Source organism: Pedobacter sp. SG908, from assembly GCF_011759615.1.
Classification (GTDB): domain Bacteria; phylum Bacteroidota; class Bacteroidia; order Sphingobacteriales; family Sphingobacteriaceae; genus Pedobacter; species Pedobacter riviphilus.
Window position 1 is genome coordinate 2,486,111 of sequence record NZ_JAAOYY010000001.1, and the last position, 11,689, is coordinate 2,497,799.

At 37.9% G+C, this 11,689-nt stretch carries 10 protein-coding genes; 3 read left to right on the top strand and 7 right to left on the bottom strand.

Annotated elements, in window-relative coordinates; genetic code table 11:
• Positions 1 to 2: 2 nt before the first annotated feature.
• The 4 genes from FHT21_RS10215 to FHT21_RS10230 all read right to left on the bottom strand — a co-directional run bounded on the left by FHT21_RS10215 (position 3) and on the right by FHT21_RS10230 (position 4,926).
• Positions 3 to 1,007, bottom strand: coding sequence for a biotin-dependent carboxyltransferase family protein (locus FHT21_RS10215; protein ID WP_243853954.1), 1,005 nt, complete (start codon positions 1,005 to 1,007; stop codon positions 3 to 5).
• A complete protein-coding gene (gene pxpB, locus FHT21_RS10220; protein WP_167294565.1) occupies positions 1,004 to 1,744 on the bottom strand; it encodes a 5-oxoprolinase subunit PxpB in 741 nt (246 codons plus the stop codon). Before pxpB ends, FHT21_RS10215 begins: the two co-directional genes overlap by 4 nt.
• 170 nt (positions 1,745 to 1,914) lie before the next feature.
• The gene (locus FHT21_RS10225; RefSeq protein ID WP_167294566.1) at positions 1,915 to 3,228 is read right to left on the bottom strand and encodes an ATP-binding protein; all 1,314 of its coding nucleotides are present in this window, start codon (positions 3,226 to 3,228) and stop codon (positions 1,915 to 1,917) included.
• An 81-nt stretch (positions 3,229 to 3,309) separates the two neighbouring features.
• Positions 3,310 to 4,926 carry a Na+/H+ antiporter gene (locus FHT21_RS10230; protein WP_167294567.1) on the bottom strand — a complete coding sequence of 539 codons (1,617 nt, stop codon included), beginning with the start codon at positions 4,924 to 4,926 and terminating at the stop codon, positions 3,310 to 3,312.
• Positions 4,927 to 5,081: 155 nt separating this feature from the next.
• Between FHT21_RS10230 and FHT21_RS10235 the strand changes: the two genes are divergently transcribed.
• The 3 genes from FHT21_RS10235 (at position 5,082) to FHT21_RS10245 (ending at position 7,940) form a co-directional block, all read left to right on the top strand.
• Positions 5,082 to 6,671, top strand: a complete 1,590-nt coding sequence (locus FHT21_RS10235; RefSeq protein WP_167294568.1) for a 7TM-DISM domain-containing protein — start codon at positions 5,082 to 5,084, stop codon at positions 6,669 to 6,671.
• Positions 6,672 to 7,216: 545 nt separating this feature from the next.
• Positions 7,217 to 7,534 (top strand): hypothetical protein, encoded by a 318-nt coding sequence (locus FHT21_RS10240; RefSeq protein WP_167294569.1) that lies wholly within the window; start codon positions 7,217 to 7,219, stop codon positions 7,532 to 7,534.
• 16 nt (positions 7,535 to 7,550) lie between these two features.
• On the top strand, positions 7,551 to 7,940 hold the full coding sequence (locus FHT21_RS10245) for a response regulator (protein WP_167294570.1): 390 nt from the start codon (positions 7,551 to 7,553) through the stop codon (positions 7,938 to 7,940).
• Between the two features lie 10 nt (positions 7,941 to 7,950).
• Here the strand turns inward: FHT21_RS10245 and cysM are convergent, their stop codons facing one another.
• The 3 genes from cysM to FHT21_RS10260 form a co-directional block, all read right to left on the bottom strand.
• Positions 7,951 to 8,823: a cysteine synthase CysM gene (cysM, locus tag FHT21_RS10250; protein ID WP_167294571.1), complete on the bottom strand. Its 873-nt coding sequence runs from the start codon at positions 8,821 to 8,823 to the stop codon at positions 7,951 to 7,953.
• 12 nt (positions 8,824 to 8,835) lie between these two features.
• Entirely contained in the window at positions 8,836 to 9,648 is an 813-nt protein-coding gene (locus tag FHT21_RS10255) for a serine acetyltransferase (protein ID WP_167294572.1), read from the bottom strand.
• Positions 9,649 to 9,865: 217 nt separating this feature from the next.
• Positions 9,866 to 11,647 (bottom strand): heparinase II/III family protein, encoded by a 1,782-nt coding sequence (locus FHT21_RS10260; protein ID WP_208398902.1) that lies wholly within the window; start codon positions 11,645 to 11,647, stop codon positions 9,866 to 9,868.
• Positions 11,648 to 11,689: the final 42 nt, after the last annotated feature.

Genomic DNA, 11,689 nt, shown 5'->3' on the forward strand with positions numbered 1-11,689 from the left:
CTTCATGTATTAATATATTTAAGGCTTATTGCCATAGTAATCAATGATAAATCGTGTTCACGTTCGAGATAAAGTTCTTCTGCCTCATCTCTCGAAATTTCAGAAAAATGAATTGCATCGCCGGGTTTAAGCTGGGCACATAAAGGCAAATCGACTGCTGCAACGTGAGCAATACGTGGGTACCCCCCTGTTGTTTGACAGTCGGCCATGAGTATAACCAAATCCCCACTCCCAGTTACCTGGATAATCCCAGGTGTTACTGCGGTGCTGAGCAATTCCTTTTTAACTTTCCTTACCAGTGGCTTTCCGGATAAATGATAGCCCATACGATTACTCCTTCTATCTATAATGTAGGTACTGGTTAAAAACGAAATAATGGATGTTGCATCGAACCAACTGATTTCATTAGCAAGTACAATTCTAATGCTCTGTCTTTTTTCTGGCAGTAAACTTTCTCTCGAAATGCGCCAATTTGGATAGGTTAACGATCGTTCGATCAATTGAGCCAATATTCTATTTGATACTTCGCTAAGTAAGGTACCGCCAACCAAAACATCTGCTTTTTGTAATGCTCTCCCTTTAAAGCCACCAAAAGCAGCGGTAAGATAAGTGCTTTTACTTTCCATTATGTCAGGCACATCCCACCCACCGGCAATAGCCAAATAGGTACGCACTCCAATAGGATTATTAATCAACTTTATAACGGAACCTGCCCGAAAAAACAGTGGCTTTTCTGCAGGCATTAATTCATTATTGTAAACTAAAAATGCACCATCGCCAGAATAAGAAATTAAAATGGGTGTTTCAGCTTTAAATGAAGCATCTGCATAGGTAAACTCAATGGTAGCATTGTTATCATCGTTACCAACTGCCTTATTGGCTAACCGGTGAGCCAATTCATCCATGGCGCCCGAAACAGGTACAGCCTGCGAAAGATATCGGTATCGCCCCATATCTTGGACGGTACTTAACAAGCCTGGCTTAATGATGCTGATTTTCATACTCATATTTCGGCATAAGCATTAAACCCGTTTATATCGATGGCTTTAAAAGTAACCGTATCACCTCCCTTTAAAAGTGATGGCTGTAAACGGTTTACGTCAAACATTTTTAATGGTGTTCTGCCAATAATCTGCCATCCGCCAGGTGTTTCCATAGGGTAAATACCAGTTTGGTTGCCTGCAATGCCTACAGATCCTGCAGGTATTTTAGCATCAGGAACCTCTTTTCTAGGAGTCGATAATCTGGCATCCATTCCGCCCATATAGGCGAAACCTGGCACAAATCCGATCATGAAGACAATATATTCCCCGGCCGTATGAATATCGATTACCTCTGCTTCGGTAAGGTTATTAGTGCGGGCTACTGTTAAAAGATCCCGACCAAAATCGCCCCCATAACACACTGGAATAACCAGTTTATTAGCTATTAGCTTCGATTTTTCTCTTTTTGTTTGTGCAATTTTATTTAAATGTGCAGATACTTTTTCCAAACAAACTTCACCTGGTAGATCGGATAGCATTACACTTAAGGGATCAAAAAAAACAGTTAATGTAGTATAAGCCGGAACTGTGGTAATTAAACCAGGAAAAGGATTTTGCAGCAGCAATCGATTAAAATCGGTAATCAGTGCCAACAAATCGTTATCGATTGCCGTTCCAAATGTTATTGTAACCGATTTTTCGCTTAACCCGTAAATTTTTATGGAAATATTTGTTCCAAAATATCCTACCTGCTCAGTCATACAAAAACAGTAAGATTTAATAAAAAATGATCTTCATAAAACGGGCTTAACAACTAAACTGCAGCTATAAAAATGGCTATATATTATCACAATCGCAAAGATTTCGATAACAGGTCATATAATGCTGTTTTTATCAGCAACAAATTACTAAATTACTGATTAATATCAATCTAATTTTTTGTCGTTTCCAGGCCTTTTATCAATTGCAATAACTCATCCTGCTCGTCGGCTTCAAGTTCGATTATGCTATTGAACATTTCAACAATTTCATCAAGCAGATTAGCACGCATTAAAAGATCGACCAGACGTACAAAGGTTTTCTTCTGATCGGTGTTTAAACTGCTAAACAATTTAGGTTCTACTTCATATAATGCCTTAATTAAATCAACCAACGCTGGTTTCCTTAATTCTTTTTCTCTTTCGCTGGCATAAACCGGAAATATCTCATCCTGTTCATAAGTTTCAATTAGGCGGTTGGCATATTCTTTTAAAAAAGGCTTACGTTTACTTTTAAGATATTCTGTTAACGCTTTAATTAGAAAACGGTACTCTGCCGAAGATTTAGCGGCACCAAATATGGCCACCTGTCCCTCATTTTCGAAACTCTTAAAATCGAAGTCACGGAAAAAATCACTATCGATATAAACGCTATGGAAATAATCGTCGCTCTTTTTATTTAAGGTGGTGTAATCTTTATAAATTTCTTCTCCACCAGCCAAAAAGTAGTATTTAGATAGTTCTTTGTGCAGGTTTTCTTTCCAATGAACATATTTAATCTTAAATGTAACAGCAGTATCAGGATAAAAAAGACTAAATTCTTCTATGGTTTTAACATTGCTGCTAAAATCTAAAGCTTCTCCATTTACAGTAATCGAGTATTTTTTGTGTTTATTCAATTCAATAAACCAACAGAATTCGTTTATCAAAAAAGGAAGTACTGTTTCTTCTATGTCTTGTTGACTTATTCTTAAATTAGTAAAAGAAACAGTTGTTCCAGTCTCACCAGTATTGTTCGGAGCAGTGGAAAAATCGTAGCTGTAACTGTTTAAACCACCTGTGTTAATGTGTATTTCGCCATAACGAAACCCTTTTTCTGATTGATAAGTAGTACGCCAAACAGCATCATGCGCAAAGGTAAAAAAGGTAAGTCGCCCAACCCCATTACGACCATGCATTTTGGAGGTATGTTTTGGCGCTACAATCTGAATGGATTTTTCAGATTCGAAAAAAGGATCGAATTTTTGTTGTAAGCGGTCGAAATTAATTCCATAACCATTATCAGCAATCGTTAACTGTGCTAAAAGACCAAGTGGATTAGCTACATAATCTACATGGATTGTATTCGCATTGGCATCAAAACCGTTCCAAATATACTCAGCAATAGCCTGCTTTTCATTATAGTTTTTAAGTACCTTTTGTATTCCCTTCGAAGTGATATTAACCTTTACCGACATACTTACTAAATTAATTAGCAAATATATCATAATATTTAATCATTTCGGATGTTACTAATAGTGAGTTATACACAAAATAAATTAGCCAGTTTTAGTGTACTAAAAGAGTATTTATATATCTCTATGACTAAAATGCCTGCGAAGTTTTTCTTCCTCAAGATCGAGCAGTTCTAGCTGTTCTCTGATCAGTTCATCATTAATCTGCTCTTTTTTATTTAACCCTTTCAGCAAAATACGCTGTTCGGCCATAATATCTTCAAGTGCAACGCGATAGTCGTGATAAAAGCCTTCAGACCTTGAAATGTTCTCTTCTTTTTCCCAATCTCTCAACAATTCCATTTCTGCCTCAATACGGATTTTTATCGACCTGATCATATCGTTGTGCAATAAGGCTTCGTGGTATTTTTCATCCAGGATTTTAAGTGATAACATGGATAATTTCTTTCTTACCATTTGTTTTTGCTGTTCGAAAGAAACAGTATAATCCGGATCGGGCATGTCTACCCATTTTATTAAAGCGGGTAATGTTAAGCCTTGTAAAACCAAGGTAACCAATATCACACTGAAAGTGATAAATAAGATTAAGTTGCGCTGAGGAAAAGCTTCACCTGATTTTAAAGCTATCGGAATAGAAAGCGCCGCCGCTAAAGAAACCACTCCTCTCATTCCCGCCCAGCCAAAAAGTAAAGGCGCTTTCAAGTTTGGATTGGGGTCGGCAGTGGTAATATAGCGGCTAATGAAACGTGTAAAATACAAAGCACCATAGGTACTCGCGAACCTCGTAACGATTAAAACCAGGCAAATAATAGCACTGTAACGGATAGCTGGCAAAAGACCATCGCTACCCAAACCATGAATAATTACTGGAAATTCTAAGCCAATTAACAAAAAAACAAAGCCATTCAGTACAAAAGCTACGGCTTCCCAAACATTTATGCCCTGCAAGCGGCTCCGATGGGTAAGAATTTGGTCTCTGCGGGCTGAAAGAAACAAACCACCACTTACTACAGCCAAAACACCAGAAAACTCAAACTCCTCTGCGGTTATGTACATGACGTATGGCGTTAAAAAAGTAAGAATAATATCAATATTTGTAGTGGTGGGCAGCCATCGGTGCAAAGCATAAAAAACTAAAGCCACCGCAATCCCTATTAAAATACCCATTACAATAACCAGCACAAAATTGCCAGCAGCCTTACTAAACACGAAACTACCAGTCATTACTGCAGCTAATGCAAAGCGGAATACCACTAAACTGGATGCATCGTTTAGTAAACTTTCGCCTTCTATAATTGTGGTAAGCCTTTTGGGCACTTTAACACTTTTAAGTATGGCTGATGCCGATACCGCATCTGGTGGAGAAATAATACCCCCCAACAAAAAACCCAGCGCCCATGTAAAACCTGGAATTAAACTTTGAGAAATTAAAGCAACAATACTAGAAGTAAGAATAACAATGGGAAAAGCAAAACTGCTGATCACTCTGCGCCACTTCCAGAAGTCTTTCCAGGAAGTATTCCATGCAGCTTCATATAACAATGGCGGCAAAAAGATTACAAAAATAAGCTCTGGTTCAATCTCAATATTGCGAAGTATGGGCAAAAAACTCAATGCTAAGCCTGCAATTACCAGCAAAATAGGATATGCTACACGGATTTTTTGTGCCAACATTACCACAAATAGAATAATTGCAAGCAGGAAAGCATATTGTATAATCAGTTGGTGCATATAATTTTGGGCTCGGTCTAAAATACAAATTTGATGCGAATGCCAAGCCATTAAGATTGTATTCTTTTTTCAGATAAAATTTGGATTTTCTATTATAAAACTATAATTTTTCCCTTGTAATAAGTCATCCCAGCTTTTTTACATTGGTTTAATTAATGAAGACCATTTTTATTCTTATCGCTTTCTTAATAGAAGGCAGCTTTTGCATGGCGCAACCGTTAATCCAGGTAGAAAAACAAACTTTTGTTAACGTTGGTAAAGCAGGATACTTTTGGCAGGACGCTCTCAAAACAACATCTTTTGAAAAGGTAGAACAATTTAAGGCAGAACGTTTTTCGAAAGGTGAATCAGCAATTTTTAATGGCGGAACCAGTGGAAAAGTATGGTGGATGAAATTCCGTTTTACAAAAAACAACCAAACCATCCCCTATCTGTATATCGAATATGCCAATATCGATACTATCGATGTATTTTATCGTGATGAACAAGGGAAGATAAACCAGATTAACTCCGGTATGTTTAACCTGAAGCGAAATGATAACATTCTGGGTACTGGTTATGTATTTCCCTTACAACAAGTAAAAGCCCCTATTGGTGAAGTATATGTGAGGATGAGGGCAATGAACACTTTACTTGTACCTGTTAAACTGGTTACGGAGTCAGTATTAAACCATGCCTTATTTAATGAGCATAGTTTACAGCCTATTTACATGGGTATTGCGCTGATGATTCTCATTTTCCATGTTTTTATGTTTGTTGTTACACGGAGTAAACTCTTTGCCCTTTATATAGCCCGGATTATTTTGCTTTATTTCATTGTGATGGTCTGTTACCTTCAAGGCTATGGCTTACTACTGGGCCAACCAATAGCCAGGTTTATTTTAGTCCATGCACACTTTTTTATCGCCCTCGGCTACATTTCTACCATTCTGTTTAACAGTTATTTTTTAAAACTCAAAAGGCAGCTCCCGCAGCTTCATAAATTCTTTAAGGCATTAATGTTTGGATGGGGTTTAATCCTAATCTGCTCGTTATGGGATGCCAGAAGCATGACCAATATGCTTACACAAATTTTATTTTTATTAACTTCCTTACTTTTTCTCTTCAGTAGTGTTAAAGTTATTATCATTCGCGGGTATGCCAAAAACAATCCATTCATCTGGTGTTACGTATTTGGATGGATTCCAGTGGCGCTTACTTCTATCTACCTTGTTTTTTGCTTAACGAAACTCATTCCCTTTCAATCTTATAGTTTTAATTTACTCACTTTAGCTGGTATAATTGAAGGAATACTTATTAGTCTTGGTCTTTACGGCCAACGGTTAAGGTTATTAACAAGACATAATGCGCATTTTAGGAGGCAACGTATCCTGCTTCAAGAACAGGTAGAAGGTTACCGTAAACAACTCGATGCAAAACCAGAAAAACCTGTTGAACATTTTTCTTTAAAAGCATTAATCGAACTTGCCCATACCAGAGACCCATCATTTATGAAGCGGTTTAGCGAGGCCGAATCTATCTTTATCGAGCGGCTTCTTCAGGTTTCGCCTCAACTACTACCGGCAGAATTGACACTTTGTGCTTATATCAGGTTAAATTTCGACACTAAAGAGATTGCCAGAACCTGTAAACTAAGTGTGCGTGCTGTAGAAAGCCGAAAATATAGAATCAGGAAAAAACTGGGAATAGATGGCGAAACAAATATGCACACTTGGATGTTAGGCCTTACCAATCGTCCTAAATAATATACAAAAACAAATAGCTTTTTCTTTGCTATTATCTTAATAAAAAATATCAAAAATAAACTAACACACTTTATTACAATAACTTACATACTTATGCGTAGAAATGAGTATTCCCCAAAACAACCTACCGCACCCTCTTTGCATATAGCTATGTAGAGTGCATGCGGTGCGATACCGTTTTTTAACCGAACAGGCTTAATGCTTTTGTCTGGGTTGTACTTATATTTTAGCCATGTCGACAGAAACGGTCTTTTCCGGGATGATTTGTTACACGCCTGAAGGCATGGCTTATTTAAAACGCTAATTCATCAAAAACTATATATAATGAACCAAATACCAATCACATTCCATCTTTCTTACTGAAAGCCAAACACTTAAAATTGATGCGTATAACTGCGTAGATAAAAATTTTGATAAGCCTTAAACGCTATATTTCTTTGTCCCTATCCCTTAACGAAAATTTTTAAAAATAAAATGCTGTGCCGCAGGAGGTCTAGACAGGGGACGGTTTAGCCTTCTGCACAACAGCATTTCCGAAACCAACCATGAAACCGAATAACACCCCTGCTAAAATTATTGGCAGCATCCAAGAATTTTACAACGGCAGAGATCCCGAGGAAATTTATACCGCCCTAGAAATTGATAAAGATTGTTTCGACAGCTGGATTAGAGATTTTGGCAGCATAGCCAACGAGCTTTTAGAACTAAGGGATGAAAACGAAACACTCAGAACCATGTTTACCAATTTAAGCCTGGTAAACCAGAGTTTGCGCAACTCTCTTGATAGCCTTACCAGAACGGACTCGAAAATATTTGAGCTATTGTTAAAAAAACGAGGCGCAGGTAACCTTAGCTTTCCTTAATTACTAATACAAAAAAATGTTATCGCTATCTCAACCAAAAATATTAATTATCGAAGATCACCCTGCAACGCTTGATGCCATAAAGATGATCTTCGAATTTGAAGGTTATATTACAATGAATCTTTCCAATGTGGTAGATTTACATGCCAAAATTGCTGCCTTCCAACCCGATATTATTTTAATGGATACTTTGCTTGGTATGACTGATGGAAGGGCGGTATGTACAGAATTAAAGCTATCTGTTCATAGTTCCGTTCCTATTCTACTCATGTCGGCACGCCATGGTATTCATAAAACCACTTATTACAAAACGCATTGGGATGATTATATAGAAAAACCCTTTGAAATGGATGCCATTACTCAAAGGGTTCGGATGCTTTTATCAAAAAAGGCCCAACAAGATTAATAATTTTTGCTTAACCAAAAAGATCGCTGCTTAGGTAGCGATCTCCCCGATCGCAAGCGATAAAAACAATGGTTCCTTTATCTAGCTCGCCAGCAAGCTTCAAAGCAGCGGCGCAGGCACCTCCTGAGCTCATGCCTGCAAATAAACCTTCTTCCTTAGCCATTCTTCTCGACATTAGGGTTGCTTCTTCCTGTGCAATATCCATTACGCGATCTACCCTTAGCGGATCGAATATTTTTGGTAAATATTCTTCGGGCCAACGCCTGATACCGGGAATAGAAGCCCCTTCGGTAGGTTGGCAGCCCACAATCTGAATATCATTATTTTTTTCCTTAAAAAATCTCGAACACCCCATAATAGTCCCTGTTGTTCCCATGGCACTTACAAAATGTGTAACCTGACCTTCGGTATCTCTCCATATTTCAGGTCCGGTTGTTTTATAATGTGCCATATAATTATCAGGGTTTGCAAATTGATTTAATAAAAAATACCCTTTTGAAACGCCTTTTTCTTCTGCATAATCTCTACATTCTTCTATACTTTCTAACAACGTTACTTTTGCGCCAAAAGCTTCCATAGTTACTTTACGTTCGCGCGTAGAATTGGCTGGCATAACCAGTTCAATTTCTAAGTTATATAAACTTGCAATCATGGCCAATGCGATTCCGGTATTACCACTTGTAGCCTCCACCAATTTAGTTCCGGGAGCTACATCGCCACGCTCTATTGCACTTCTGATCATATTGAGCGACGCCCTGTCTTTAACACTACCACCCGGATTATTTCCTTCTAATTTGGCAAATACCCGTACAGCGGGGTTAATATTCAGCTTTTGAAGTTCAGCCATTGGTGTATTTCCGATCAGATCGATTATTCCTGCCATATTTTGATATATTTATTTGGTTTCTTTATGGTTTCTAATGGTAATTATTGGAGAATGATAAGCTGTAGAAAAAGCAGGGATACTTTCAGTAAGCCATACGTTTCCCCCGATGATGCTATCATGCCCGATGATGGTTTCGCCACCCAGTATGGTTGCCCCTGAATAGATTACAACCCTATCTTCTACTGTTGGGTGACGTTTGCTGCCTGCTAATGTTTTTTTAACACTTAACGCACCAAGTGTTACCCCTTGATAAAGTTTCACATAACGGCCTATTATACTGGTTTCGCCAATAACAATCCCAGTTCCATGATCGATATGGAAATATTCGCCAATACTGGCTGCCGGATGGATATCAATACCAGTTTTGGAATGGGCATATTCGGTAAGAATTCTCGGAACCAATGGTATACCGAAATTATAAAGCATATGGGCAATTCTGTAGAAACAAATGGCATAAAAACCAGGATAAGTTCTAATGACCTCAAACCTACTCTGTGCAGCCGGATCGCCTTCATAAATCGCTACAATATCGGTATTCAATACACGGTAAAGCGCTGGCAGTTCTTCAAAAAACTGACCTGCTGCATTTTTACATTCGCTATTTTTAAGCTTACAGCTGGCCGAAATGATATCATAAAGTTCAAGCTCCAAAACAGCTACATATTCCTTTACATCTATAATTGTTGAAAATACTTTAGGAGAATTTTCTGGAAAAAGTACTTGAATTAGCTTTTCTGCCCAAAGGGATATTACTTCATTGGGTGGAATATTTGGTTGTTCAAGAGGGTTCTTAATAATTTGTTCAAAAAAATGGTCTTCCATAACTGGTGGTCATACCTGCCCGATCTGCTCATCGACTAGGTATATAGATTTAATCGCTAAATGTAAGTTTTGTTTTTTTAAACCAAAACAACTGGCGCATTTTTATGACAAAAATTGCTCGACAATAACAATAAAATATTTATTAGTGTACTTTTAAAGAGAATTATCAGAAAATTAAGCCCTATAACTTAGTGGCGAAGTATGTCAGCTGCCAACCTTATTTATTTTTACGCCAGCTGGCTATTGGTTTAGCAGAAAAGTTTTTTTGTGGTGGATTCTCGGCATCTAGAAAAACGGATATAGCTTGTTCACTATCAGCTTTGAGTCTTACTTCGAATCCTACAATAGAAGTTCCCGGATTTTTAGCATCATAATCTGTAACTGGGCCTGTTGACCAGGTTTTCATTTTAACTTTGCTTTCGGCATCCACGGTGAGATAACATTTTTTGTTTTTATAACTCAATTCGATGGTATGTCCGTTAATAATTTGCACTGTTGCAGGCGTAACCATCGACCACCGAAGTGTAACATCCGTATTTCCTACCGTTATTTCATCACGAATCAGCACCGTTTTTTTATCAACCAAGGCTACGCCTCTTATCGATTTTTTTAGTTTATCAGCATATAAGGTACTCAGATCGGCAACTGCGTTCATAAACTGGTTATTATCAGAATACCTGATAAAAGCAGCATCTCCCTTAACATTCTGCAAAGTACTATCAATTGAAAGGGTATTGTGTGCAAAATTATTATAACGGAATATTTTCCATCGCTGCGCATTTTGTTTACTGTCCCAAAGGTTAATACCTTTTGATTCGAGAGATTCGTATTCCTGCATCCCAAAATCCATTGCCCAGCGTACACCTTGCGATTCCATGATGAAAGACCCAACATCCATATGGCCATGACTAACAGATGGCGAACCACCTTTAAAGCCCACAAAAGTAGCCAGTGGATCTGTCCACGAACTTCGCATTAAAGCAACAGGAGTTGGACCATTTCCGATCCAAAATTTAGCACTTTTAGGCTGAATATTACTAAGTGATAGTTTTGCACCCCAAATCATTGCAGATGGCAATAACCTATTCTTTAATGGCATTTGCTCATCAAGTTGTTTTTGGGTTATCCAGAGTAAACGAGGATCGTTCAATTTTGATGCAAACCAAAAAAGTGCAGGGTTAAATTCAGCATTGGCCCCGCAGTCAGAATAGTTAAAGGGCTTGCCCGATGGCGCCATCATATTATCCAGATAATCAGCCGTTTTAAGGAAACCAGGCTGAGCGCTTAAGTCAAAATCCTGATGAAAAATACCTTCTAATGCACTAATAAACATCACATTAAAAGTGGTACCATATTCCCAATACCCATAGCCCTCGGGATAAGCACCATCGGGAGCGTATTGTTTCATGGGTAAGGTTACACTTTTTATTGCCCGGTTAATAAGCTTAGCCGATAAGGCCGGATGTTCTTCAAAAGTAGCGATTGCGCCAAATGAAATGCCCGCATTGCATACCTGATTCCAGTTATTGGTAATATTTAACCAGTTATTATATTTATTGTCTGTTGAAGGCTTTATTCCTTTTTCGAGAATGGCAAGGGCAACAATATTTCTGGTTGATTGTGGTAAATCTTGATATAACCAATCGTAGCCTATTGACAAAGCCATTGTCATTTCACCCACATCAAGAAAATGACTGGGGTTCCAATCTTTAAAGCCAGATACAACAAGCAGTTCTTTTTCTGCTCTGGTTACATACTTTTTATCGTGGCTAAGCCTAAAAGCATAAGAGAGATAATAAATCCGTTTAAGTGCTTCTCTTGATACATTAAGCAAACGTTTACCGATCATTACCCGCTCCAATACCGGTTTGTTTAAAACATGATCTGCTTCGGATAGTATGGCTTGGTGGATCTGTTTAAACTTTGTATCGCGCTTTACATTTTCTAAGATCTGTTTTTCAAGGTCATGACTTATCAATAACCTTGGATGCAAAGGCATTTTAAAAGCGGAATCAATTTCCTTGTTTTGCCCTACTGCAAG

Excerpts from the sequence above, each read along its gene's own strand:
- FHT21_RS10215 (WP_243853954.1), bottom strand. The coding sequence starts at position 1,007 with ATGAGTATGAAAATCAGCATCATTAAGCCAGGCTTGTTAAGTACCGTC.
- pxpB (WP_167294565.1), bottom strand. The coding sequence starts at position 1,744 with ATGACTGAGCAGGTAGGATATTTTGGAACAAATATTTCCATAAAAATT.
- FHT21_RS10225 (WP_167294566.1), bottom strand. The coding sequence starts at position 3,228 with ATGATATATTTGCTAATTAATTTAGTAAGTATGTCGGTAAAGGTTAAT.
- FHT21_RS10230 (WP_167294567.1), bottom strand. The coding sequence starts at position 4,926 with ATGCACCAACTGATTATACAATATGCTTTCCTGCTTGCAATTATTCTA.
- FHT21_RS10235 (WP_167294568.1), top strand. The coding sequence starts at position 5,082 with ATGAAGACCATTTTTATTCTTATCGCTTTCTTAATAGAAGGCAGCTTT.
- FHT21_RS10240 (WP_167294569.1), top strand. The coding sequence starts at position 7,217 with ATGAAACCGAATAACACCCCTGCTAAAATTATTGGCAGCATCCAAGAA.
- FHT21_RS10245 (WP_167294570.1), top strand. The coding sequence starts at position 7,551 with ATGTTATCGCTATCTCAACCAAAAATATTAATTATCGAAGATCACCCT.
- cysM (WP_167294571.1), bottom strand. The coding sequence starts at position 8,823 with ATGGCAGGAATAATCGATCTGATCGGAAATACACCAATGGCTGAACTT.
- FHT21_RS10255 (WP_167294572.1), bottom strand. The coding sequence starts at position 9,648 with ATGGAAGACCATTTTTTTGAACAAATTATTAAGAACCCTCTTGAACAA.
- FHT21_RS10260 (WP_208398902.1), bottom strand. The coding sequence starts at position 11,647 with ATGCCTTTGCATCCAAGGTTATTGATAAGTCATGACCTTGAAAAACAG.